General features: G+C 71.5%; 20 protein-coding genes and 1 pseudogene. 16 read left to right on the top strand and 5 right to left on the bottom strand.

All coding sequences use genetic code 11. The annotated features are described in order from the left end of the window. Window positions 1–79: 79 nt before the first annotated feature. The gene (locus tag ACFYPN_RS08470) at window positions 80–1057 is read right to left on the bottom strand and encodes a L,D-transpeptidase family protein (protein WP_389297380.1); all 978 of its coding nucleotides are present in this window, start codon (window positions 1055–1057) and stop codon (window positions 80–82) included. Window positions 1058–1239: 182 nt separating this feature from the next. Between ACFYPN_RS08470 and ACFYPN_RS08465 the strand changes: the two are divergent. The 4 genes and pseudogenes from ACFYPN_RS08465 to ACFYPN_RS08450 all read left to right on the top strand — a co-directional run. Continuing rightward, window positions 1240–1404: pseudogene (locus ACFYPN_RS08465) on the top strand (leucine efflux protein LeuE); the annotation flags it as partial. 236 nt (window positions 1405–1640) lie between these two features. Then, window positions 1641–2615, top strand: coding sequence for a glycosyltransferase family 2 protein (locus tag ACFYPN_RS08460; RefSeq protein ID WP_358758825.1), 975 nt, complete (start codon window positions 1641–1643; stop codon window positions 2613–2615). A 3-nt stretch (window positions 2616–2618) separates the two neighbouring features. After that, window positions 2619–3968 carry a polysialyltransferase family glycosyltransferase gene (locus ACFYPN_RS08455; RefSeq protein WP_358758823.1) on the top strand — a complete coding sequence of 450 codons (1350 nt, stop codon included), beginning with the start codon at window positions 2619–2621 and terminating at the stop codon, window positions 3966–3968. Between the two features lie 252 nt (window positions 3969–4220). Beyond that, entirely contained in the window at window positions 4221–5315 is a 1095-nt protein-coding gene (locus ACFYPN_RS08450) for an acyltransferase (protein ID WP_358758821.1), read from the top strand. A 76-nt stretch (window positions 5316–5391) separates the two neighbouring features. Here ACFYPN_RS08450 and ACFYPN_RS08445 read toward each other — a convergent pair whose 3' ends face one another. Beyond that, the gene (locus tag ACFYPN_RS08445; RefSeq protein WP_358758819.1) at window positions 5392–6732 is read right to left on the bottom strand and encodes a polysialyltransferase family glycosyltransferase; all 1341 of its coding nucleotides are present in this window, start codon (window positions 6730–6732) and stop codon (window positions 5392–5394) included. After that, a complete protein-coding gene (locus ACFYPN_RS08440; protein ID WP_358758817.1) occupies window positions 6729–7712 on the bottom strand; it encodes a glycosyltransferase family 2 protein in 984 nt (327 codons plus the stop codon). The genes ACFYPN_RS08445 and ACFYPN_RS08440 overlap by 4 nt, the downstream gene beginning before the upstream one ends. Window positions 7713–7920: 208 nt before the next feature. Between ACFYPN_RS08440 and ACFYPN_RS08435 the strand changes: the two genes are divergently transcribed. From ACFYPN_RS08435 to ACFYPN_RS08380, 12 genes are all read left to right on the top strand, one after another. Next, the gene (locus ACFYPN_RS08435) at window positions 7921–9303 is read left to right on the top strand and encodes a DUF6716 putative glycosyltransferase (protein ID WP_358758815.1); all 1383 of its coding nucleotides are present in this window, start codon (window positions 7921–7923) and stop codon (window positions 9301–9303) included. Between the two features lie 20 nt (window positions 9304–9323). Further along, window positions 9324–10625: an acylneuraminate cytidylyltransferase gene (locus ACFYPN_RS08430; protein ID WP_358758813.1), complete on the top strand. Its 1302-nt coding sequence runs from the start codon at window positions 9324–9326 to the stop codon at window positions 10623–10625. Window positions 10626–10639: 14 nt separating this feature from the next. Next, window positions 10640–11572: an N-acetylneuraminate synthase family protein gene (locus ACFYPN_RS08425; RefSeq protein ID WP_358758811.1), complete on the top strand. Its 933-nt coding sequence runs from the start codon at window positions 10640–10642 to the stop codon at window positions 11570–11572. Window positions 11573–11583: 11 nt separating this feature from the next. Next, window positions 11584–12633: a hypothetical protein gene (locus tag ACFYPN_RS08420; protein WP_358758810.1), complete on the top strand. Its 1050-nt coding sequence runs from the start codon at window positions 11584–11586 to the stop codon at window positions 12631–12633. A 355-nt stretch (window positions 12634–12988) separates the two neighbouring features. Further along, window positions 12989–14239 (top strand): amidohydrolase, encoded by a 1251-nt coding sequence (locus ACFYPN_RS08415; protein WP_389297607.1) that lies wholly within the window; start codon window positions 12989–12991, stop codon window positions 14237–14239. Between the two features lie 337 nt (window positions 14240–14576). Next, on the top strand, window positions 14577–15647 hold the full coding sequence (locus tag ACFYPN_RS08410; RefSeq protein WP_358758808.1) for a BMP family ABC transporter substrate-binding protein: 1071 nt from the start codon (window positions 14577–14579) through the stop codon (window positions 15645–15647). A gap of 439 nt (window positions 15648–16086) precedes the next feature. After that, window positions 16087–17664 carry an ABC transporter ATP-binding protein gene (locus ACFYPN_RS08405; protein ID WP_358758937.1) on the top strand — a complete coding sequence of 526 codons (1578 nt, stop codon included), beginning with the start codon at window positions 16087–16089 and terminating at the stop codon, window positions 17662–17664. Further along, on the top strand, window positions 17661–18773 hold the full coding sequence (locus ACFYPN_RS08400; protein WP_389297376.1) for an ABC transporter permease: 1113 nt from the start codon (window positions 17661–17663) through the stop codon (window positions 18771–18773). The genes ACFYPN_RS08405 and ACFYPN_RS08400 overlap by 4 nt, the downstream gene beginning before the upstream one ends. Next, a complete protein-coding gene (locus ACFYPN_RS08395) occupies window positions 18770–20038 on the top strand; it encodes an ABC transporter permease (RefSeq protein WP_358758804.1) in 1269 nt (422 codons plus the stop codon). Before ACFYPN_RS08400 ends, ACFYPN_RS08395 begins: the two co-directional genes overlap by 4 nt. Next, complete coding sequence (locus tag ACFYPN_RS08390; protein WP_358758802.1) at window positions 20035–20433, top strand: cytidine deaminase; 399 nt, start codon at window positions 20035–20037, stop codon at window positions 20431–20433. The genes ACFYPN_RS08395 and ACFYPN_RS08390 overlap by 4 nt, the downstream gene beginning before the upstream one ends. A gap of 144 nt (window positions 20434–20577) precedes the next feature. Next, window positions 20578–21855, top strand: coding sequence for a thymidine phosphorylase (locus ACFYPN_RS08385; protein WP_389297374.1), 1278 nt, complete (start codon window positions 20578–20580; stop codon window positions 21853–21855). An 82-nt stretch (window positions 21856–21937) separates the two neighbouring features. Further along, complete coding sequence (locus ACFYPN_RS08380) at window positions 21938–22318, top strand: lipid asymmetry maintenance protein MlaB (protein ID WP_389297373.1); 381 nt, start codon at window positions 21938–21940, stop codon at window positions 22316–22318. A 28-nt stretch (window positions 22319–22346) separates the two neighbouring features. Here ACFYPN_RS08380 and ACFYPN_RS08375 read toward each other — a convergent pair whose 3' ends face one another. Together ACFYPN_RS08375 and ACFYPN_RS08370 are read right to left on the bottom strand one after the other, a co-directional pair. Next, window positions 22347–23381, bottom strand: a complete 1035-nt coding sequence (locus ACFYPN_RS08375) for a sigma-70 family RNA polymerase sigma factor (RefSeq protein WP_389297371.1) — start codon at window positions 23379–23381, stop codon at window positions 22347–22349. A gap of 88 nt (window positions 23382–23469) precedes the next feature. Then, entirely contained in the window at window positions 23470–24240 is a 771-nt protein-coding gene (locus ACFYPN_RS08370; RefSeq protein ID WP_389297369.1) for a L,D-transpeptidase family protein, read from the bottom strand. Window positions 24241–24353: the final 113 nt, after the last annotated feature.

Here is a 24353-nt window from a genome sequence, read left to right as displayed (position 1 = left end):
GGAGCCTCCCGAGGCAGGACCCGATCTGGGCCCGGCCGGGGAACGCGCCGCTTCCCGGGCAGCGGTCGAGCGCGGCGTCTCAGTGGTAGATCACGACCTTGTCGCCGTCCTTCACCTGCGCGTAGAGCGCGGAGATCTTCTTCTCGTCGCGGACATTGACGCAGCCGTGGGACGCGCCGCCGTAGCCGCGCGCGGCGAAGTCGGCCGAGTAGTGCACCGCCTGGCCTCCGCTGAAGAACATCGCGTACGGCATCGGGGAGCCGTACAGCGTGGAGACGTGGTGGCGCGACTTCCAGTAGACGGAGAAGACGCCCTCGCGGGTCGGCGTGTACTCCGAGCCGAACCGCACGTCCATCACCGAGACCACCCGGCCGTCGATCATCCACGCCAGGGTCCGGCTCTCCTTGCTGACGCAGAGCACCCGCCCCCGTAGACAGCGCGGGTCCGGGGCCGCCACGGGGAGTTCGGTCGGCGGGTCGAGCTCGGACGCCGTGGGCGTACGGGTGGCGGCCAGCAGCCGTTGCCAGGTGACGGCGTCCGTGCGCCCCGTCACCGTGAGGCCGAGCTCGCGCTGGAACGCGTTGACTGCCTGGGAGGTGAGCGTCCCGTAGTAACCGGTGGGATGACGGGCGAAGTGCTCGGCCTGCCGCAGCCGGGCCTGGAGTTCGCGGACCCGTGCACCCTCGGAGCCGATGGACATCAGAGCCGGGGCGGACGGTGCCGGGGCCGGGACGGTGGTGGGGGTGGGCCGCGCGGTCGCCGTGGCCGGAGCGGACGGTTTGTCGTCGGTGGTCCGGGACGGCGGCGGCGACGACGAGGCGGCAGCCCCGGTAGGAGATGCGGTCGCGGACGCGGTGGGAGAGGCGGCGGGAGTCGTCACCCGGGGGACGGGCGACACTCCTGCCCCACCGGTCACCTCCGTCGGCTCGCACCCCGTCACGAGGGCCACCCCGGCGAGCAGCACGGCGGCGGTCGCGGCCGCCCGCCGCGCCCGCCGGCCGCGTGCCCGCGTACGGATGGATGTCGAGGGTGAGCATGTCGCTCGTGTACGTGTCACTCCGGCCTCCCCATGGCCTGCCGCGCCCCGCGTACCGGTGTGTGGGAGGAGACGCGTTCCCGCCGCGCCCGGTTGCCCGGTCCTCCTCCGGCGGCGGAGAAGGTGCGGAGCCGGACACGGGCACACCGCCCCGCACCGGGCGCCCTCGTACGGGCCGCCCCGGGAAGAGGCGCCGTGCACGTGTGCTCCAGCTGGGGAGCTTCCTCCATTTCTCCGCGCTGATCTTCGGCGGCACCCGCCTCGCCGCCGCCTTCCGCCGCCGCAAGCGGCTCTCGGTGACGGCTACTTCGGCGGTCGGCCTGCTCTTCCTCGGCTTCGCCGCGAAGCTCTCGCTCAGCGGCATCTGAGGTACGCGGGGTGCGCCGGCCACCACCCGTACCGGCATCCCATACCGGCATCCCGGACCGACCGGTGCGGCCGGACGAGAGGTCCGGGCCCCCGTCGCGGCGGATGCACAACAGGCATCCCCGGCCGGAGCCACCCAGGGGACGCCCAGAGTTCTCCGTCCGTTGGGTCGAGGGACACCTGATCCTCCGACCCGCTCACTAACGTGTGCGGATCATGATCGAAGGAGAGGGCCCGCGTGCCGAAGCTGTCCGTTGTCGTTCCGTTCCACAATGTCGGTGCCTTCGCCGACACGACGCTGGGCAGTCTCGCCCGCAACAGCGGCCCTGACGTCGAATTCCTGCTGGTGGACGACTGTTCCACGGATGAGACACCGGCCATCATCGACCGTTGGGCCGACAGACTCCCGAACGCCGAGGTCGTCCGGCACGAGAAGAACCTGGGCATCGCCGCCGCCCGCAACAGTGGCATCGACGCGGCCCGGGGCGACTTCGTCACCTTCCTCGACGGCGACGACTGGTACGCCCCCGGCCACCTGGGCCGGCTGCTGCACGCCGCCGCCGAGCTGGACTGCGACTTCGCCCGCACCGACCACGTCCAGGCCACCGGCACCAGCAGGATCGTGAAACGCGCACCCGCACCGCTCCGGGACACGGTGCTGGACCCTCGGGAGGGCATCGCCTCGCCCGAGTGGGAGACGATGGTCGACTACCCCTTCGTCTGGGCCGGCATCTACCACCGGCGCATCTTCGAAGACGGCGGCCACCGCTTCAACACCCGGCTGCGCACCGCCGAGGACAGGCTGTGGATCTGGCAGCTGCACCTTCGGGCCCGCACCTGTGCGGCGCTCAACCTGTACGGCATCTTCTACCGGCGCGGCGTCACGACCTCCCTGACCCAGATCAAGGACTCACGCCAGCTGGACTTCTTCCCCGCGTACGACACGCTGCTGGACGAGATCCGCGAGGACCGGGACGCGGAACTCCTCCTGCCGAAGGCGGTGCGCACCTACTGCGCGATGATCGCCTTCCACAACGACAAGGCGGACGAGTACGAACCAGCGACCTTCCGGCGCCTGCGCCAGGAGTCGACGGCCGCACTCCACCGCATGCCGCAGCAGGTGCTCGACCAGACCCTGAAGATGATGGACGCCAAGCGCAGCGCTCTGCTCAACCGCCTGCGTGACAAGCAGGACAAGCAGAAGGCCGCCTGACCCATGCCCACTCGACGCACCCAGATCTTCCAGGTATCGACCCTGTACGGCGCGGCCACCCTCGCCGCGGCTCTCGACGCCGGACAGTTCGGACCCGGGCAGGACAGCCACCGCATCCTTCTCGTCTCCAACAACGCCTCGGTCCCCGAGACCGCGCTCCGGCTCGACGAGATGCGCGGTTACGGGGACATCGCCGCACGCTTCGACTCCGTCGTCGACTGGAACGAGGCCATCAGCCCGCACCACCCGAGCGGCTGGGGCCCGCGCGGCGAGGAGACCGAGCTCTGGCAACGTGCCTTCCGCCTCGCCTGGGGCATCGACCCCACCGGCCCCGTCGATCTCGCCGTGGAATCCATCCAGGTCAACCCCGCCCGCGCACTCGCCGCGATCTTCGCCGAGAGCGCCGTGCACGTCTACGCGGACGGCCTGATGAGCTACGGCCCGACCCGCAACAGGCTGCCGCGCTCCATCGCCTGCCGCGTCCGGCGCGTGCTCCACCTGGACCTCGTACCGGGGCTGCGCCCCCTTCTCCTGTCGGAGTTCGGGGTCGAGCCGGAACTCGTGCCCAACGACGCCTTCCGCAAGGTGCTCGGCGAGATCGGCCGGGCGGCGGACGGCGACCGGCAACTCGCCGCCCTCGGCACGGAAACGCCCACCGCCATCCTGCTGGGGCAGTACCTCGCGGCCCTGAGCATCCTCACTCCCGAGGAGGAGGAGGAACTGCACATCCGCATGCTGCGCGGCGCGGTGCGGGCGGGCCACACCTCCATCGTCTTCAAGCCGCACCCCACCGCCCCGGCCGCCTACTCCCGGGCACTGGACGAGGCCGCCGCCGAACTCGGCGTGCAGCTGACCACGTTCGACAGCCCGCTGCTCGCCGAGACCCTCTACGAGCGGTGCTCGCCCACGCTCGTGGTCGGCTGCTTCTCGACCGCGCTCTTCACGGCCGCGGTGTACTACGGCATTCCCGTCGCCCGGGTCGGCACCGGACTCGTCCTGGACCGCATCGCCCCGTACGAGAACAGCAACCGCATTCCGCTGACGATCGTCGACCACCTCCTGCCCGACCTGGACCAGCAGGGCGACGGACCCGTTCCCGAACTGCCGTCCACGTCCCCGGAATCTCTCGGTCCGCTGGTGAGGACGGTCGGGTACTGCATGCAGGCGAACCTCCATCCCGAGCTGCGCGCGGAGGCCGAGTCCTGGCTGCGGGAGCACCTCGACGCCAGTACCCAGCACTATTTCAAGCGGCGGCGCCTGCAGAAGCTCACGCTTCCCGGCGGCGGTCCCCGAGGAGCGGCGATCCGGCTGCGCCGAACCGTACGGCGTACCCGTGTCAGCCTGGGTCTCTGAACCCTTCCGGACCTCTACCGCCATGATCCATGCGCACGGCGGCTCCCCAGGTTCCGGAGTTCACCGGCACCACGGTGAACTCCGGGCCCGCCGTGCCCCGGGAGCCGTCCGCGGGGCCGACTCCGCCGGGCGCGGGCATCGCCGGACCGACGGTGCCGCGCGTGGCCTTCACCCGGCCGCCACCCGGACGTAGCGACTGTTCACCCGATCGGAGTTCACCCCGCACCCACGCGTTCATAGTCTTCCTGAACCATGTCTTCCTCTGTCTCCTCACCCAGCGCGCCCGCCCCCGCGCAGCCCTCGCAGCCCGGTTCCGAAGCCCGCCCGCGCCGCGAACACCGCTACGACATCGATCTGATCCGGCTGGTCTGCTCCGTCGGTGTGATCGTCTGTCACACGGGTTCCGCGTTCGTGCAGGCCGCGGGCCGCGAGGCGTCGAACGCTCCCGGCACCTACTGGGCCGGTCTGGTGGGGGACTCGGCCGGCCGCTTCGCGGTACCGCTCTTCTTCGCGATCGCGGGGTGGGTCGTCCTCGTCGGCGCACCGGTCCGTGACGGCAGGCAGCTGTGGCAGCGGATCGTACGGATCGTCGTGCCGCTCGGCGTGTGGACGGTGCTCTACCTCGCCTGGGGCAAGGCACGCGGCACCAATGCCGACCCGCTCCGGGACCTGGCACTCCACGCGCTCTTCGCCTCGGTCCGCCCGGCCTACCACCTCTGGTACCTGTACGCCTACATCCCGGTGATCATGCTCCTCGCCTTCGTCTCCCTGGTGAAGGCGGGCAAGCGCCCCTGGGGCCTCGGTGCCGCCCTCCTGGCGCTCGGGGCCGCCCCGTCCCTGTTCGGTGACGTGTCGAAGGTCGCGGGCGTCGAACTGCCGCACTTCGGCTGGGGCTTCGGCCCGTACCAGCTGATCTACGCGGCCCTCGGCGCGCTGCTCCTCTCGACGCCCGCCGGGACGCTCGGCAGGTTCCGGCTCTGGTGGCTGCTCCCGGCCGCAGGGGCGCTGGCGGCGATCGTCTGGTACCAGCACGATGTGCACTACGCGATCCCGTACGCCAGCGTGCTGGTCGCCCTGCTCAGCGTGGCCGTGCTGCTCTCGCTGCTGAGGGTCGGCGTCCCCGAGCGCCTGCGCCCCGCGCTGGCCCGGCTGTCTGGCGCCTCGTTCGGCGCGTACATGGTCCACGTCCTGGTCCTGGGCGTCCTCACCGATGTCATGATCGACACCGATCTCGGCCTTCCGGCGGCGGCGGCGCTGGCTGTCGCCGTCACCGCCGCCACCGCGACCGTCTCCTTCGGCGCGGCGCTCCTGTGGACCCGCCTCGGCCTGACGCGGCTGCTGGGCTGACTGCACGCTCCGACGAGGCGGGCACCCGCCCGCCTCCCGCCCCCGGACCTCGCCGTGTCCCGCCCGTGTCGCCCGGTCAGCGGCGCGCGAGGGCCCGCGCGCGGCGGGCCACCCGCCGCAACGTCGGGCTGCGACGGACGAAGGCGAGACGGTTGGGCACGACACCGGGGAGGGCGAGCGACGCGAGGCGACGGCGTTTGAAGTAGCGCCAGGTCCGCGTGTCCAGCCGGGTGGAGAGGTAGCGCTCGGCGGCCGGACGGAGGTCCGGGCGTACGCGCGGACGCATGGCGAAGCCGACCGCCTCCAGCAGACCGTCGAGGGCCTCGGCCGCCGTCTCCTCCGTCGGCGGCGTCTGGTCGCGCACGGCGGCGGCGTCGTCCAGGGCGGGCAGCAGCGCGTCGACGATCGTCACGGGAATCCTGGCGGGATTCTCGTAGGGGGCGAGCCGCTCCAGCAGGGTGCCGGTGCCGGTCCGGGCCACCGGCAGGCCGTAGTGGACCGACGCGCTGAGCAGCGCGGCCGAGGAGAGGCCGACGACGAGCGCGGGACGGAGTCTCTCGAAGAGGACCTCGGCCGGGACGGGGGCGCCGGGCACCTCGAACGCCGGGACGGTCAGTACGGCACCGAGACGGGTGGCCTCCGCCTTCAGCGCCCCGGCGGAGAACGCCGGCGTACGGGGGTGCGGCTGGAGGACGAGACGGGTGTGGCCGAGAGCGACCGCGCCGCGCACCATCCGCAGGAGGAGCTCCGGTCCCCCGTCGGGGGGAAGCGTCTCCGGCTCGGGGAGGAGCAGCAGGGCGGCACCCGGGGAGCCGGCGAACCCCGGGTGCGCACCGGCCAGTTCGGCGTGGACCTTCAGCAGGGCGGCGGTGGGCAGCGGACGGGAGGGCACGCCGTGCTCGGCCAGCAGCATCGGCCTCAGACCGGGAACCAGGTCGGGGTGGATCACCTGCGGCACCCGGGTGCCGATCAGCGGGCCGACCTTCCCGGCGGTGGGCCCGTAACCGGTCAGGCCGTCCGTGTACACCGTGACCGGGCTGTCCGTGAAGATCTCGGCGATCGCGTGGGCGGGTGAGGCGTGCGGGGACTCCAGCACCAGCTCGACCTCCTCGTCCCCGAGGTCCCAGGCACGGCGCAGATGCCGTTCCCACAGCGGCACGTCGTCGGCCCGGGGCGTCCACGCGGCGGGGTGCAGGGGAAAGACGGTGTCGTTCCACGACAGGACCTCGTCGAAGCGGGAGCGCAGCGCCGCGAACCCCGGCAGTGTCGAGGGGAGCGGCGTGGCCTCCGGGACCGCCGCGGTGTCGCAGAGCAGCAGGATGCGGCGCTCCGCGTCCCGGAAGCAGCCCGAGTCGACCGCGGCGGCGACCACGGCCGTGCCGTGCGCGCCCGAAGAGGCGAAGATCTGGACGGTCATGCGGTGGTCGCCTCCTTGATTCCGGCGGGACGGCGGCGCAGCCTGCGCAGCACGGCCGCACGTTCGGTGTCCATGGTGTCCAGGACGTCGTCCAGGACGGGCTGGGGCATGTTCTTGAGCGCTGTCGCGCTGAGCGATCTCAGGGTGCGGGCCACGGGGGGTTCAAATCTGCCGATGGCTCCCACGTGGTGGGCGATGACGGCGCAGTACGTCCGTACCGCCTTCGGCAGCAGGGCGTCCGCGTCGCGGTCCGACGCGGTCTCGGACAACAACTGGTCGTACGCGCGGACGAAGTCCAGTTGGCGTTCGTCACCGATCTGGGTGAGGGAGGAGGCGACCCCCCGGCGGTAGAAGTGGCCCAGCGTCCCGACGACGGCGAAGGAGTCCGCCTCCCGGTGCAGCCGCCAGATCCACGGCCGGTCCTCGGCGGTGCGCAGACCGTCCGTGAAGTGCAGCAACCCCTTGTCCAGGAGATCCCGGCGGTAGAGCCCGGCCCAGGCGAACGCGTAGTCCACCGACGTCGTCCGGGTCGCGGGCAGGATCGCGCCGCGGGGGTCGCCCACCTCAGCGCGCGGCCCGTGCGGGACGCGGCGCACCGTGCGGGCCGTGCCGGTGGCCTGGACGTGGTCCGTGCGCACGAACTGGCAGCCGAGCGCCTCGGTCCGCGCGAGGAGGCCGGCGTAGTGGCCGGGAGCGACCCAGTCGTCGCCGTCGAGGAAAGCGATGTACTCACCGCGGGCCGCGTTCAGACCGGTGTTGCGAGCCGTGGCCAGACCGGCGTTCTGTTCATGCCGAATAACGACCACCCCCTCGATCTCCCGTTCGGCACGGCTCAGGAGATCCGCGGTTCCGTCCGTCGAGCAGTCGTCGACGAGGACGAACTCGAAATCCTCGCGGGCATTGGCCCGCAGACTTCTGAGTGTGTCGGAGGCGTAGGCCCGGACATTGAAGAACGGCACGATGACGGAGAGTTTGACCACGCGGACCACGCTAGACGGGCGCCTTTCGCATGCCCTGTCCGTCGGGGGTACTCCGGGTGAACTCCATGCAGCGGAATCATGAACGATCCCGCAGGGAAGTGGAGTTCGCACCTTTTCGGAGCCCACTCCCCAAGCGTCGACTTGTTGTTAACCATCTGTTGCCCGGCCGTTGGGCCTTCCAATGAAATGGCTTCCTACCTTCTAGGACGTGCCCCTTCGTACCAATGACCCGGCCGAACCCGCCGAAGCCCCCGCGCATTCCGCGGCGCTCCGGGTGGCCGTCCTCGCAGATTCCGACACCCGGTGGAAATGGGGTGCGCTCACCGCGCGCCGACTGACCGCCGCGGGTGAAGCCTCCGTCACGGAGCGCCCGGTCGAGATCAGCGGACTTCTGCTGCGCGGACGGGCCACGCCCACCGCACGCCAGCTCGCCGAGGTCGGCGACGTCGGCGTGGACACCGGACGGGTCCGTGAGGTCACCGCCGTCGAGTTCCTGCACACCGTGCGCGAGGAGGAGTACGACGTCGTCGTGCTCGCCCTCGTCGGCGGTGGCGTCCAGGCGATGGTGCACGGCCTCGCCGCCCTCGACCTGCCCCGCAGGCCGGTCGTCGTCACCGGCTACGTCGGGGTCGTCTACGAGAAGCTCGCCGACGGGCTGCTGCTCCGCCACGGCGCGGACGTCGTCCTCGCCAACTCGGCCCACGACGCGGAGCGTTTCCGCGCCGTGTACGAAGGGGTCGGCGCGGACGCGAGCGCCGTCACCGAGGCGGCCCTGCCGTTCCTCGGCGGGGAGCCGCACCGGCCGCGGGAGGGCCGCGACACCGTCGTGTTCGCCGCGCAGCCCTCCGTACCGGCGTCCCGCGCGGACCGTACGTACCTGCTGCGCCGGCTCGTCGAGCACGCCCGCAAGCACCCCGACCGTGAGGTGGTGCTCAAGCTCCGCTCCAAGCCGGGCGAGCACACCACGCACATCGAGGAGCTGCCCTACCAGCGGCTCGCGGAGCGGCTGCCCGGCGGACTGCCCGCCAACTTCCAGCTGGTGTACGGGCACATGGGCGAGGTGCTCGACCGCACCGACCTGCTCGTCACCGTCTCCTCCACCGCCGCGCTGGAATCACTGCACCGGTCGATCCCGACCGCGATCCTCAGCGACCTCGGCGTCCGCGAGACGCTCGGCAACCACCACTTCGTCGGCTCCGGTCTCATCACCTCCTGGGACCAGCTGGACGACGGCCTGTACCCCGTCCCCGACCCCGAGTGGCTGGCGGGCCAGGGCGTCGCCGCCGACGGCACGTACGCCACCGCCTACGACGGTGCGCGCGACCGGGTCGGCGCGCTGCTCGCGGCCGGCGAACTGCCGCCGCTCGCCCCCTACTACACCCCCGCCACCGCACCGGGATACCTCCCCGGCATCCTCGCCCGCCACCACCTCGGCCCCGACGGCCACCCGCTGCCCGGTGCGGCGGCCCCCGTCGCCAACGGCCGCATCAGGGGCGCGGTGCGCGAGACCGTCCGCAACGCGGCGCGCGGCGCCTACCGGCAGGGCGTCCAGCGCGTCGCCCCCGTGATCCGGCGGATGGGCGAACTGTGACCACCACTTCAGGAGCATCCATGCCGTCACCCACCGTCCTCGCGGTGATCCCCGCCCGGGGCGGATCCAAGGGCGTCCCCGCCAAGAACCTCGCGCAGGTCGGCGGCGTCCCCCTGGTGTCCCGCGCGGTCCGCGCCTGCCTCGGCTCCTCCGAGGTCACGGACGTCGTCGTCACCACCGACGACGCCGCCATCGCCGAAGCAGCCCGGGCCGCCGGCGAGTCGGCCGGGGCGACCGGCCGGGTGCACGTCGTGCAGCGCCCCGCAGAGATCGCGGGGGACACCGCGACGAGCGAGGCGGCCGTGCTCCACGCGCTCGACGCGTACGAGGCGATGCGCGGCGCCGCCGCCGACGTGGTGCTGCTCGTCCAGTGCACCAGCCCGTTCCTCTCCCGCGAGGACGTCGACGGGGTGGCCCGCGCGGTCGCCCGTGAAGGCGCCGACACGGCCGTCACCGTCGCCCCGTTCCACGGCTTCGTCTGGCGCGACGGGGAAGCGTTCGAAGAGACCGCCTACGGCGTCAACCACGACAAGGCCGTCCGCCCCCGCCGCCAGGACCGTCCGCAGGACCTGCTGGAGACCGGAGCCGCGTACGCCATGGACGTGGCCGGCTTCCGCACCCACCGCCACCGCTTCTTCGGCCACACCGCCCTGGTCCGCACGGACCCGGCCCGGGTGCTGGAGATCGACGACCCGCACGAACTGGCCCGCGCCCGCGCGCTCGCCCCGCTGCTGGACCCGTCACCGCTGCCGACCCTCGCGGACGTGGACGCCGTCGTGCTCGACTTCGACGGCACCCAGACCGACGACCGGGTCATGATCGACCAGGACGGCCACGAGACGGTCTCCGTCCACCGCGGCGACGGCCTCGGCATCGCGGCCATGCGCCGCGCCGGCCTGGACGTCCTCATCCTGTCGACCGAGCAGAACCCGGTGGTCGCGGCCCGCGCCCGCAAGCTCCAGGTCCCCGTGCTGCACGGCATCGACCGCAAGGACCTGGCGCTCAAGCAGTGGTGCGACGAGCGGGGCATCAGCCCCGACCGGGTCCTCTACGCGGGCAACGACGTCAACGACCTGGCCTGCTTCGCGCTGGCCGGCTGGCCCGTCGCGGTCGCGAGCGCCCACGACTCGGTGCGCACCGCGGCGCGCGCGGTCACCCGGACCCCCGGCGGCCAGGGAGCCGTCCGCGAGATCGCGGGCTGGCTCCTGGGCCCCGAACTGACCCACACCCGGGCCGGCGCACCTTTGGCCCGGACCTCCCCGAGCACCAGCTCCCCGAGCACCACCCCCGCTGTCAACACCCCCACGATCACCACCAAGTAAGGAACACCCTCATCATGAGCGACTCCCGTCTGCGCAGCTTCGGCACCCGCACCGCCGGTCCCGGCCGGCCCGTGTACATCACCGGCGAGATCGGCATCAACCACAACGGTGAGCTGGACAACGCCCTCGCCCTGATCGACGTCGCCGCCGACGCCGGCTGCGACGCCGTCAAGTTCCAGAAGCGCACCCCGGAGATCTGCACCCCGCGCGACCAGTGGGACATCGAGCGCGACACCCCCTGGGGCCGGATGACGTACATCGACTACCGCCACCGCGTCGAGTTCGGCGAGGACGAGTACCGCACCATCGCCGAGCACTGCGCCAAGCGCGGCATCGACTGGTTCGCCTCCCCGTGGGACACCGAGGCCGTCGCCTTCCTGGAGAAGTTCGACGTCCCGGCCCACAAGGTCGCCTCCGCCTCCCTCACCGACGACGAGCTGCTCCGCGCCCTGCGCGCCACCGGCCGCACCGTCATCCTCTCCACCGGCATGTCGACCCCGAAGCAGATCCGCCACGCGGTCGAGGTCCTCGGCAGCGACAACATCCTCATGTGCCACGCCACGTCGACGTACCCGGCGCAGGCCGAGGAGCTCAACCTCCGCGTCATCAACACCCTGCAGGCCGAGTACCCGAACGTCCCGATCGGCTACAGCGGCCACGAGACCGGTCTCCAGACCACGCTGGCCGCCGTCGCGCTGGGCGCCACGTTCGTCGAGCGCCACATCACCCTGGACCGCGCCATGTGGGGCTCCGACCAGGCCGCGTCCGTCGAGCCGCAGGGCCTGACCCGCCTCGTCCGCGACATCCGCACCATCGAGGCATCCCTCGGTGACGGCGTCAAGAAGGTCTACGAGTCGGAGCTCGGCCCGATGAAGAAGCTGCGCCGCGTCGCGGGCATCGTCGCCGAGACCGAGAGCGCGACGGCCGCCGTGCCGGCCGCGGTCTGAGACGACCTCCGGTGAACCTCGCCTTCGTCGAGAGTCCGGTCCAGCTCCTGAACGTCCTGGAGTGGACCCACGCAAAGGGGGAGGAGGCGCCGGCCGCCACCACGGTCGTCGTCCTCCCCCCGGTCGACCCGATGTCACGCGGTCAGCTGCGCAGGATGGCCGACCTGGCCCGCGACGAGGGCATCACCGTGCGCTGGCAGGAGGCGCGCGGCGAACAGGGCACTCCGGTCAAGACGCTGCGCGCCTTGGTGGCGCTGGTGCGCAAGGCCGACCACGTCGTGATCGGCGACCCGTTCTCGCGCTACGTCCAGCTCCTGCTGAGCATCGTGCGGACGGGGCACCTCACCGTGGTCGACGACGGCACCGCCACGATGGAGTTCGTGGCGCAGCTCGCCCGCGGCGAGCGGCTGGTGCGCTGGCACCGCAAGGGGAACAAGGGACCGCGCGAGCTGCTGCTCGCGCCGGTCACCGCCTCCGCGCGCCGCCGGTTCACCCCGTCGGCGCGGCACCGCGTCGAGGTGTTCACCGCGATGCCGGTGGACGCCCCCGAGGGGGTCGAGGTCACCGCCAACACCTTCTCCTGGACCCGCGCCCGCTTCGGCCCGCCCCGTCTCACCAAGGGCGCCGACATCGTCGGCACCTCCCTGGTGGAGACGGGCGTGGTCGACGCGGTGCCGTACCAGGAGGCGGTGGCGGCCCTCGCCCGTACGCACGGCGCCACCCGCTACTTCGCGCACCGCCGTGAGGCGACCGCCAAGCTCCACGCCCTGGAATCCGCCACCGGTCTGGAGATCGTCCGTCCGGACCTGCCGCTGGAGCTCATCGCCCGGCGCGGCCCCATCGGCCGTACGGTGCTGAGCTTCCCCTCCACCGTGGTGCACACGCTGCCCCTCGCGCTGGCGGGAACCGGCGTCAAGGTCGCGGTCTGCGACATCGACCCCGAGTGGCTGCGGGCCACGGCGTCCGCCCGTGCGCAGGGGTTCCTCGCGGGTGTCACCGAGACCGCCCGGGACGTGCACCGGCTGGCCTTCGCCCCCCTGGCGCCGCCCGCGGGGCCCTGAGCGGCAGCCTGAACTGCGCTGAACAGCCCTGGACAGCCCTGAACCGCGTGCCCCGGCCGGGGGTGCGGCCGGGGCTCCGGTCGGGGTTCGGGTCAGGGAGATCCACTTCCACGGCGTACGCGGCCCGGGCCGCGTACGCCGTTTCCCGTACGGGCGCGCGCCCGCTTCTCCGTACGCCGTCCGGGCCGGACCGTCCCACCCGTCCGGCGGAGGCGGGAAAAACGGCGCAGTCTACCCAACACGCCTGTGCCCCACACGTTTCCGCACCGTTTCATCTTCATCCGAGGTGCTGAAGTTTTGTTGATCCATGTCCGATCGGAGGGTCCGTAGGCATACCCTTCGATGGGTGAACCAGTTGAAGTCCCGCGCGTCCCTCGTCCACGCCGACGGTGAACCGGCCGGTGGCTCACCGGCCCGGGCGGCCTCACTGCCCGGCACCCTCTCCGAAGAGCTCCGGGCCGAGCTGATCGCCTTCCGCCGCGATCTCCACATGCACCCCGAACTCGGCAACCAGGAGTTCCGCACCACCGCCGCCATCAAGGCCCGGCTGGAGCAGGCCGGGCTCACCCCCCGGGTGCTCTCCACCGGTACGGGCCTCATGTGCGACGTGGGGCAGTGGGACGGCGAGACGCCGATGCTGGCGTTGCGCGCGGACATCGACGCGCTGCCCATCCCGGACGTCAAGGCGGGCGTTCCCTACCGCTCCACCGTCCCCGACCGCGCGCACGCCTGCGGCCACGACGTGCACACCACCACGGTGCTCGGCGCGGGGCTGGTCCTTGCCGAGCTCGACCGCAGGGGCGAGCTCCCGCACGCCGTCCGGCTGATCTTCCAGCCCGCCGAGGAGGTGCTGCCCGGCGGTGCCCCCGACGCCATCGAGTCCGGGGTCCTGGAGGGCGTCGGCCGGATCGTCGGCGTGCACTGCGACCCCAAGGTGGACGTGGGCAAGATCGGGCTGCGGGTCGGGGCCATCACCTCCGCCTGCGACCGGCTGGAAGTCACCCTTGACGGCCCGGGCGGTCACACCGCGCGCCCGCACCTCACCACGGATCTGGTCACCGCCGCCGCCCGCGTCGCCGTCGACGTGCCCGCACTGCTCGCCCGCCGGGTGGATGCGCGCTCCGGCCTCGCCGTGACCTGGGGCCGGCTGCACACCGGCCACACCTGCAACGTGATCCCGCAGCACGCGGAGATGTCCGGCACGGTCCGTTGCCTCGACCTGAACGCCTGGCGGGACGCCCCCGACCTGGTGCACGCGGCCGTCGACGAGGTCGCGACCACGCACGGCGCCAAGACGGTCATCAACTACGTCCGGGGCGTGCCGCCCGTCGTCAACGACGCGGCCTCCATCGGGCTCCTCGACGCCGCGATGACCGAGCGCCGCGGACCGTACGCGATCGAGGACACCGAGCAGAGCCTCGGCGGCGAGGACTTCTCCTGGTACCTGGAGCACGTGCCGGGCGCCATGGCCCGCCTCGGTGTCCGGGCGCACGGCGACACCCGGGGGCTCGACCTGCACCGCGGCGACTTCGACGTGGACGAGGAAGCCATCACCGTCGGTGTCGAGCTGTTCACCGCCGCCGCCCTGCTCAACGGCGCGAGGTAGTGCTCGTGGGGTGCCGCCCGAGGGCATGAGGGCCGCGGACACGAGGTCCGGGTCACACCTCTGTCGCCTCCCCTTTTCGAGCGTGTTGCCCCCTGATGTCCGCCCTGGCGGACGTCAGGGGGCGGCGGAACCCGGCGGAGGCCCGTCCGCGTACGGGGTGGAGGCCATCCGTCCGAAATATGCCGGAGTGTCAGGTGGCACGATGTGACCGATCCTCTTCACGACGATCCGATAACGACTGGTGAACGTGTCTTTAACTGACATCTACGCGCGTTACGATCGCGGCGAACCCAGCGCCGAAGTGGCGCTTTCGGTCAGGTTTTTAAGGAGCCTCCCAGTGCGCCGGATCACCAGGATCGCCACCGTGGGCATTACGTCCGCGGCTTTCGCGCTGTCTGTCACGGCTTGTGGCGGTAAGACGTCCTCCGAGGGCAGCAGCAGCAGCGACAGCAGCAGCAGCTCGTCCAAGAGCGGTAAGGCCGCCCTCGCCTACGACATCGGTGGCCGCGGCGACCAGTCGTTCAACGACGCCGCCTACGCGGGCCTGGAGAAGGCCACGAAGGAGCTCGGCTTCAAGGGCGTCGAGGCCGAGCCCTCCGAGGGCGAGAGCGACGCGGACAAGATCCAGCGCCTGACCGAGCTCGCGCGCGGCGGCAACAACCCGGTCATCGGTGTCGGCTTCGTCTACGCCAACGCCGTCGCCGAGGTCGCCGCGAAGTTCCCGAACACCACGTTCGGGATCATCGACGACAGCTCGAAGCCCACCAAGAACACCGCGAACCTGGTCTTCAGCGAGGAGCAGGGCTCCTACCTCGCCGGCGTCGCCGCCGCGAAGGTCACCAAGACCAACACGGTCGGCTTCATCGGTGGTGTCGAGACCCCGCTGATCAAGAAGTTCGAGGCCGGTTACGTCCAGGGCGTCAAGGACACCAAGGCGGGCGTCAACGTCAAGGTCCAGTACCTGACCCAGCCGCCGGACTTCACGGGCTTCTCCAAGCCCGACCTCGGCAAGGCCGCCGCGCAGGGCCAGCTCGACGCCGGCGCCGACGTGATCTACTCCGCCGCCGGTCTCGCGGGCTCCGGTGCGATCGAGGTCACCGCCAAGGCCAACAAGTGGGCCATCGGCGTCGACTCCGACCAGTACAACCAGGCGGGCCTCGCCGACTACAAGGACCACATCCTGACGTCGGTCACCAAGGACGTCGCCGGCTCGGTCTTCAACCTGATCAAGTCGGTCAAGGACGGCAAGCCGGAGACCGGTGAGATCCGCGCCGGCCTGGACGCGGACGGTGTGGGCCTCGCGACCTCCAACCCGGCCTTCACCGCGATGACGGACGTCGCCACCGCGATCGACAAGGCGAAGGCCGCCATCATCGCCGGCACGATCACGGTCAAGACCGCCCCGTAACGACCCCACCCGCGACGGGCGGCGGACGTCGCTGCCCGTCGCGGATGTGGTGAGACGTACCCGGACGCGGAACCTTATGATTCCGGGACCGGGGAGAACGGCCCACGCCCACCTCCCCGGCCCCCGGATCGCCCTCCGCCGTCCGGATCTTTCTATTCGGCAACGCTACGCGTGCAGGGCCTGTATCGAGTTCCGGGCCGGGCTCGCGCCGCCTTGCGGCTCCGTCTCCGGCGTTGTCGTCGGTCGCGAGGACTCCGCCCTCGCTCCCTCCTCCGCCTTGGACACGAAGCCGCATGACGCCGCTCGCTGATCCGGCCCAGAACTCGACACAGACCCTGGAGCACCCTCGGGCGCGGTAGCTTCGCCCAGGCCCCTGCTCCGTACGGCCCCCATCCCCGGCAGCCGTGCTCCGCTCCTTTCCCGCCAAGGAGAGTGCGTCATCAACGCGTCCAGCCCTCCTGCCGTAGAAATCCGCGGCATCACCAAGCGTTTCCCCGGCGTCGTCGCCAACCACGACATCGACATCACCGTCGCCAAGGGCACCGTGCACGCGCTCATCGGCGAGAACGGCGCCGGCAAGTCGACCCTGATGAAGATCCTCTACGGCATGCAGAAGCCGGACGAGGGCACCATCGCGATCGACGGTGAGACCGTCACCTTCGCCGGCCCCGCCGACGCCATCGCGCGCGGGGTGGGCATGGTCCACCAGCACTTCATGCTCGCCGACAACCTCTCCGTCCTGGAGAACGTCGTCCTCGGCGCGGAGAAGCTGCACGGCATCGGCGGCGGAGCCCGGAAGAAGATCCAGGAGATCTCGGACGCCTACGGTCTCAGCGTCCGCCCCGACGTCCTCGTCGAGGAACTCGGCGTCGCCGACCGCCAGCGGGTGGAGATCCTCAAGGTCCTCTACCGCGGCGCCCGCACCCTCATCCTCGACGAGCCCACCGCGGTGCTCGTCCCGCAGGAGGTCGACGCGCTCTTCGACAACCTCCGCGAGCTCAAGGCCGAGGGCCTGACCGTCATCTTCATCTCGCACAAGCTCGGTGAAGTGCTCTCCGTGGCCGACGAGATCACCGTCATCCGCCGGGGCACCACCGTCGGCACCGCCGACCCGCGCACCGCGACCACCAAGCAGCTCGCCGAGCTGATGGTGGGCAGCGAGCTGCCCTCGCCGGAGACCCGCGAGTCGACCGTCACCGACGTACCCATGCTCACCGTCGACGCGCTGCGGCTCACCGCGACCGACTCCGACGGCGTGATCCGTGAGGTCCTCGACGGCATCGGCTTCACCATCCACAAGGGCGAGGTCCTGGGCATCGCCGGGGTCGAGGGCAACGGCCAGAGCGAGCTGATCGAGGCGCTCACCGGTCTGCGCGACCCGGACGGCGGCACCATCACCCTGGACGGCGCCGACATCTCGCACGCCTCCACCCGCAAGCGCCGCGAGGGCGGCCTCGGTGTCATCCCCGAGGACCGGCACCGCCACGGCCTGCTGCTGGAGTCCCCGCTCTGGGAGAACCGCATTCTCGGTCACGTCACCGAGCGGCCCAACAGCCGGGGCGTGTTCCTCGACCTGAAGGCGGCCCGCGCCGACACCGAGCGGATCGTGCGCGAGTACGACGTCCGCACCCCCGGGATCGACGTCACCGCGGCCTCCCTCTCCGGCGGCAACCAGCAGAAGCTGATCGTCGGCCGCGAGATGAGCCACCGGCCGAAGCTGCTGATCGCCGCCCACCCCACCCGGGGTGTGGACGTCGGCGCGCAGGCGCAGATCTGGGACCAGATCCGCGAAGCGCGCCGCGAGGGCCTCGCGGTGCTGCTCATCTCGGCCGACCTGGACGAGCTGATCGGCCTGTCCGACACGTTGCGCGTCATGTACCGGGGCCGGCTGGTCGCGGACGCCGACCCGGCGAGCATCACACCGGAGGAGCTGGGCACCGCCATGACCGGCGCGGCCTCCGGCCACATCGCGCACGACGACACCATCGCGCACGACGAGAACGGTGAGAGCCGATGAAGAAGTTCGACAGGGACCGGCTGCTCCTGGGCGTCGCCGGTCCGGCGCTCGCCCTGGTGGTGGCGTTCCTGCTCACCGCGGTGGTGCTGCTGCTCTCCGGCAACAGCCCCTTCGAGCCGTTCCGGCTGATGTTCGAGAACGCCCAGTACGTCGACGTACAGGTGCTGATCGTCAACCAGACCGGCACCTACTACCTCGCCGCGCTCGCCGTCGCGGTCGGGTTCAGGATGAACCTGTTCAACATCGGCGTCGACGGTCAGTACCGGCTCGCCGCGATGATCGCCGCCGTGGTCGGCGCCTCCGTGAGCCTGCCGGGCCCGCTGCACATCCTGCTGATCCTGGTCACCGCGATGGCGGTCGGCGCGTTCTGGTCCGGCATCGCCGGCCTGCTCAAGACCCTCCGGGGCGTCAGCGAGGTCGTCTCGACGATCATGCTCAACGCCATCGCGACCAGCCTGATCGCCTGGCTGATCCTGACGGACAACTTCGGTGTCCAGCCGACGGGTTCCAACGACCTCAACACCGGCGAGATCGCCTCCTCCGGCTGGTTCCCCGGTCTGGACGCCGGAGACGGCGGCACGATCTACGGCTTCACCTTCGTCGCCTTCGCCCTCGGCGTCGTCTACTGGTTCACCCTGGGCCGCACCCGCTTCGGCTTCGACCTGCGCGCCACCGGCGCCAGCGAGAGCGCCGCCCGGGCCAGCGGTGTGGACGCCAAGCGGATGGTCCTGACGGCGATGCTGATCTCCGGCGCGGTCGCCGGTCTGGTCGGCATGCCGATCCTGCTCGGCCAGAGCCACACGTACAACCTCAGCTTCCCCGCCGGGGTCGGCTTCATGGGGATCACCGTCGCCCTGCTCGGCCGCAACAACCCGGTCGGCATGTTCTTCGCGGCCCTGCTGATGTCGTTCCTGGAGAAGACCTCGGCCTCCCTGGACCAGTACGGGTACCCGCAGGAAATCGCCATGATCATGCAGGGACTGATCGTGATCTCCGTCGTCGTCTCCTACGAACTTGTCCGCCAGTACGGGCTCCGCCGACAGCAGCAGAAGGTCGGCGAGGAACTCGCCGCCCAGGCCCGCGAGAACCGTGAGGGAGCAGCGGCATGAGCACCGTCCCGACGACGTCCACCGCCACCACCGCGCCCGGGAAGGGCGGCGGCCGGCGCAGGCTGAGCCTGCCGGTCGTCCTTCTGATCGCCGCGGCCGGTCTGGCGCTGTTTTCGCTGACCCGCGTCATCAGCGGAGCGAACGACCTGACCTCCATCGGCCAGGTGTCCGGCGCGCTCCAGCTCGCCGTCCCGATCGGCCTCGCCGGACTCGGCGGCCTGTGGGCCGAACGCGCCGGTGTCGTCAACATCGGCCTCGAAGGCATGATGATCCTCGGCACCTGGTTCGGCGCCTGGGCCGGTTACCAGTGGGGCCCGTGGACCGGTGTCCTGATGGGCATCGTGGGCGGCGCCCTCGGCGGCCTGCTGCACGCCGTGATGACCGTGACGTTCAAGGTCAACCACATCGTCTCCGGTGTGGCGATCAACATCCTCGCCGTGGGCGTGACCCGCTACCTGTCGAACTACACCTTCGCCGAGGCGGAGGGCGGCTCCTCCAAGCAGTCGCCCCGCATCGGCGAGATCACCGACATCACGGTTCCCGGGCTCTCGGACTGGATGGCCGACCTCCAGGCCCACCACTGGTTCTTCGTCTCCGATCTCGCGGGCATCATCGGCGGTGTGGTCACCCACCTCTCGCTGCTGACCGTGGTGGCGATCGCGCTGATCCCCGCCACCTGGTGGCTGCTCTGGCGCACCGCCTTCGGCCTGCGGCTCCGCTCCTGCGGTGAGAACCCGGTGGCGGCCGAGTCGCTCGGCGTCAACGTCTACACGTACAAGTACATCGCCGTCGCCATCTCCGGCGGTCTCGCCGGCCTCGCGGGCGCCTTCCTCGCGATCGTCTCCACGGGCATCTACCAGGAGGGCCAGACCGGCGGGCGCGGTTACATCGGTCTCGCCGCGATGATCTTCGGCAACTGGATGCCCGGCGGCATGGCGCTCGGCGCCGGCCTCTTCGGCTTCACCGACAGCCTGAAGCTGCGCGGTGGTGCCGAGAACGTCCACGCGGTGCTGCTCTTCCTGGCGATCCTGCTGGTCGCCGCCGTGATCTGGCAGCTCGTCCGGCGCCGTTGGGTCGGCGCGGCCGTCTCGGCGGTCTTCGCGGCGCTGCTCTTCGTCTGGTACGCGCTCACCGACGAGGTGCCCAGCCAGTTCGTGGACGCCGCCCCGTACGTGGCGACGCTGCTGGTCCTCGCGCTCTCCGCGCAGCGGCTGCGGATGCCCAAGGCGGACGGTGTGCCGTACTTCAAGGGCCAGGGGTCGTGACGACCCCCCAGGCGCCCGACTGGGAAGGGCTGCGGAAGGTGGCCCGGGACGCGATGTCCCGGGCGTACGCCCCGTACTCCGGTTACCCGGTCGGCGCCGCCGCCCTGGTCGACGACGGCCGCACCGTCGCCGGCTGCAACGTCGAGAACGCCTCGTACGGAATCGGCCTCTGCGCCGAGTGCGGGCTGATCTCCGAGCTCGCGGCCACCGGCGGTGGCCGGCTCACCCACTTCACCTGCGTGGACGGGGCGGGCGAGGTCCTGGTGCCGTGCGGCCGCTGCCGTCAGCTGCTGTACGAGTTCGGGGGGCCGGACCTCGTCCTGGAGACCCCGGACGGGCTGCGCACCCTCGACGAGATGCTGCCCCAGGCATTCGGGCCCCAGCACCTCGGGTAGTACCGCACCTCCGGTGGCCCTCCCGCGCGTCGGGAGGGCCACCCCCTTGCCCCTCCTCTATGCGCGTAGAGTCGGGCGCGTCCGCCCTCTTGCCCGGCGCGACCCGCACCCTCATGATCGAGCTCCCCTGCCGGAAGGAATCCCATGGACGCCATCTCCGTCATCCGCACCAAGCGGGACCGCGGCGAACTGACCCCCGAACAGATCGACTGGGTCATCGACGCGTACACCCGCGGCGAGGTCGCGGACGAGCAGATGTCCGCCCTGGCCATGGCGATCCTGCTGAACGGCATGAACCGTACGGAGATCGCCCGCTGGACCGCCGCGATGATCGCCTCCGGTGAGCGGATGAACTTCGCGGCGCTCTCCCGCCCCACTACCGACAAGCACTCCACCGGCGGCGTCGGCGACAAGATCACGTTGCCGCTCGCCCCGCTGGTCGCCGCCTGCGGCGCGGCCGTCCCGCAGCTCAGCGGCCGGGGCCTCGGCCACACCGGCGGCACCCTGGACAAGCTGGAGTCCATCCCCGGCTGGCGTGCCCACCTCTCCACCGAGGAGATGCTCAGCGTCCTCGACACCACGGGAGCCGTCATCTGCGCGGCCGGCGACGGCCTCGCCCCCGCCGACAAGAAGCTCTACGCGCTCCGCGACGTCACCGGCACCGTCGAGGCGATCCCGCTGATCGCCAGCTCGATCATGTCGAAGAAGATCGCCGAGGGCACCGGGGCACTCGTCCTCGACGTCAAGGTCGGCAGCGGCGCCTTCATGAAGACCATCGAGGACGCCCGCGAACTGGCCTCCACCATGGTCGCCCTCGGCACCGACAGCGGGGTGCGCACGGTCGCCCTCCTCACCGACATGTCCACCCCCCTCGGCCTCACGGCGGGCAACGCCCTGGAGGTACGGGAGTCCGTCGAGGTACTCGCCGGCGGCGGCCCCCGGGACGTCGTCGAGCTGACCCTGGCCCTCGCCCGCGAGATGCTGGACGCGGCGGGCCTCAAGGACGCCGACCCCGGGAAGGCGCTCGCCGACGGCTCCGCGATGGACGTCTGGCGCCGCATGATCTCCGCCCAGGGCGGCGACCCGGACGCGGCCCTCCCGGTCGCCCGCGAGCGCCACGTCGTCACCGCCCCGGCCTCCGGTGTGCTGACCCGGCTCGACGCGTACGACATCGGCGTCGCCGCCTGGCGCCTCGGCGCGGGCCGCGCCCGCAAGGAGGACGCGGTGCAGGCGGGAGCCGGCGTCGAGCTGCACGCCAAGCCCGGTGAGACGGTCACCGCGGGCCAGCCGCTGCTGACCCTGCACACCGACACCCCGGAGAAGTTCTCCTACGCCCTCGACGCGCTGCCCGGCGCCTGGGAGATCGCTCCGGCCGGCACGGACTTCACCGCCCCGCCGGTGGTGCGCGAGCGCATCGCGTAAGGCGGTACGGCGGTCGGCGGGGGCGGAACGCTCCGTGCCGGCCGCCGTCCTCGCAGGTGGGGGCGGGGTTTGCCGTACACCGATGAGTTACGGGGCCGGGCGCGGTCTCAACGGTGTGGAAGCCACGCCCCCCAAGACCACGCCCCCGAAGACCGTGCCCCCGGTCACCCTCGTCGTCGTCGGCCGGATCACCCGCGCCCGGGTGCCGGAGCTCTGCGCCGAGCTGGAACGCCTCCTGGCCGCCCCCGGCCGCCCCGCCGCCCCGGCCGTGTGCGACCTGGCGGGAGTGGTCCGCCCCGACCTCACCGCCGTGGAGGCGGTGGCCCGGCTCTCCCTCACCGCCCGCCGGGCGGACGGCGGTGCGCTGCGCCTGCGCAACGTACCGCCCGAACTGCGCACCCTGCTGGACCTGGTGGGGCTGGCCGACCTGATGGACCTGCCGGGACTCGCCGACGGACGCTGAGGGCCTGTGGGGCCCCGAGGCGCGCGGCCTACTTCCCGTCGGCGTCCAGGCGGTCCGGCAGCCCGAAGAGCGGGAACCAGCGCTGGGTGTCGAGGAAGCAGTGCATCGCCGTGATGGCACCGTCCTGGATGTCGATGATCTGCACCGCCCACGGCACGAAGCCCGCCCCGTCCGGGTCCGGCTTGTAGTGGGCGAAGGCAGGGGTGCCGTTGGCGGCGGTGGCCACCAGCCGGGAGCCCGCACAGCTCGCGCCGAAGGAGAGCATGAAGCCGGTGATGTCGTCGTGCCCCTGGAGCCAGAGGTCGAACGGCGGCATGGTCATCACGGCGTCCTCGTGGAGGAGCGCGGTGAGCGCCTTCATGTCGTACCCCTCGAAGGCGGCGACGTACCGCTCCAGCAGTCTGCGCTGCTCCTCGTCGAGCGGGTCGGCGGTGTCCGGACCGCGTTCCCCCGCCTCGCTCAGGGTGGCGCGGGCCCGTTGGAGGGCGCTGTTCACCGAGGCGACGGAGGTGTCGAGGAGCTCGGCGACCTCGGACGCCTTCCACGCGAGGACCTCACGCAGGATCAGCACCACCCGCTGCTTGGGCGGCAGGTGCTGGAGAGCCGCCACGAACGCCAGGCGCACCGATTCGCGCGCCACGGCCGCCTCCGCCGGGTCGGCGGGGGAGGGGAGGACGCGGCCGTCCGGCATCGGCTCCAGCCAGGTGTTCTCCGGCAGCGGGTTGAGAGCGGCCTGCGCGAGCGGGGTGGGCCCCGACAGATCGACGGGGCGGGCCCGCTTGTTGCCCGCCGTCAGCATGTCCAGACAGACGTTGGTCGCGATCCGGTACAGCCACGAGCGCAGCGACGAACGCCCCTCGAACTTCTCGAAGTTGCGCCAGGCGCGCACCATGGTGTCCTGGACCGCGTCCTCGGCCTCGAACGCCGAGCCGAGCATCCGGTAGCAGTACCCGGTCAGCTCGACCCGGTGTCCCTCCAGGCGGCTTTCGACACTGCCGGCCGCCGCCTCGCCCCTGGCCTCCGCGTCCCCGGCCGTGCTCTCCGCCACGTCGAGATCACTCATCGCTCTACCCCTGTCGCGCTGTGACACCGCTCCGTCGTCAGGAAGCTACCGCAGCGCACCGACAAGCGGGCCGGAAGCGCACAACCGCTCAGGTCCCGGGCTTGCGCCCGTACACCTGGACGTCGTCGCCGTTCCTCAGCAGGTTCCAGTATGCCTTCGCGTCGACGGGCCGCATGTTGACGCAACCGCCCGACCCGGGCGGGTTCCACATGGACTTGGTGACCGAGTGGAAGGCCTGACCGCCGTCGAAGAACTGCGAGTACGGCATCCACACGTGGTAGATCGTCGACCAGTGGTGGGAATGCCGCCAGTAGATCTTCTTGGCGCCGGTACGCGTCTCGGCACCGTCACGGCCGGTCCGCACGGGTACCGGCCCGTAGACGAGCTTCGCTCCGTCCTGGATCCAGCTGAGCTGGCGCGTGAGATCCACGCAGGCGATGCGCCCCTTGTTGGTGGGGCACTTCCGCGCCTTGTTCGGGTTCTTCCCCGCCGCCTTCTGGGCCAGCATGGTGTTCATCGTGCGCCAGGTGAGGGGGCCGGCGTAGCCGATGGTGGGCGTGATCCCGTGCGTCTTCTGGAACTTCTGGATCGCCTTGCAGTCGGTCGTGGACTGCTTGCCGTCGACCGGCCGCCCGAGGAACTTCTCGACCTGCTTCTGGTACGGCCCCTTCGACGTGGTGCAGGAGGCGGCCTCGGCGGCCGTTCCCGTCGTGAGCACCAGCGCGGGGGCGGCCACCAGCCCGGCGACCGAGAGCGCCCCCACGCGCCGCAGCCGGGTCCGCCGTGGTGCGACCGGTACGGCCGGGGTTCTCGTGGTTGCTGTGGTTGCCGTGGTTCTGGATGCCTGTGTTCCGTCCATGTGCGCCGACTCCCCTTCGTCACCAACACGTTGGTCACCTGCAAGACGAGCGAAGGGGAGCCGGGGTTGCCCGGGTGGACGGTTCGTTACGGCAACGGCTCTTCCCGGGGCCC

It is taken from the genome of Streptomyces sp. NPDC005576 (genome assembly GCF_042871745.1).
In the GTDB taxonomy this organism is placed as follows: Bacteria; Actinomycetota; Actinomycetes; order Streptomycetales; family Streptomycetaceae; genus Streptomyces.
This window is presented reverse-complemented; position numbering and strand designations above follow the sequence as displayed.

Coding starts and splice junctions, on each gene's coding strand:
- ACFYPN_RS08455 (WP_358758823.1), top strand. CDS start 2,619: ATGCCCACTCGACGCACCCAGATCTTCCAGGTATCGACCCTGTACGGC.
- ACFYPN_RS08450 (WP_358758821.1), top strand. CDS start 4,221: ATGTCTTCCTCTGTCTCCTCACCCAGCGCGCCCGCCCCCGCGCAGCCC.
- ACFYPN_RS08445 (WP_358758819.1), bottom strand. CDS start 6,732: ATGACCGTCCAGATCTTCGCCTCTTCGGGCGCGCACGGCACGGCCGTG.
- ACFYPN_RS08430 (WP_358758813.1), top strand. CDS start 9,324: ATGCCGTCACCCACCGTCCTCGCGGTGATCCCCGCCCGGGGCGGATCC.
- ACFYPN_RS08425 (WP_358758811.1), top strand. CDS start 10,640: ATGAGCGACTCCCGTCTGCGCAGCTTCGGCACCCGCACCGCCGGTCCC.
- ACFYPN_RS08400 (WP_389297376.1), top strand. CDS start 17,661: ATGAAGAAGTTCGACAGGGACCGGCTGCTCCTGGGCGTCGCCGGTCCG.
- ACFYPN_RS08395 (WP_358758804.1), top strand. CDS start 18,770: ATGAGCACCGTCCCGACGACGTCCACCGCCACCACCGCGCCCGGGAAG.
- ACFYPN_RS08385 (WP_389297374.1), top strand. CDS start 20,578: ATGGACGCCATCTCCGTCATCCGCACCAAGCGGGACCGCGGCGAACTG.
- ACFYPN_RS08380 (WP_389297373.1), top strand. CDS start 21,938: ATGAGTTACGGGGCCGGGCGCGGTCTCAACGGTGTGGAAGCCACGCCC.
- ACFYPN_RS08375 (WP_389297371.1), bottom strand. CDS start 23,381: ATGAGTGATCTCGACGTGGCGGAGAGCACGGCCGGGGACGCGGAGGCC.
- ACFYPN_RS08370 (WP_389297369.1), bottom strand. CDS start 24,240: ATGGACGGAACACAGGCATCCAGAACCACGGCAACCACAGCAACCACG.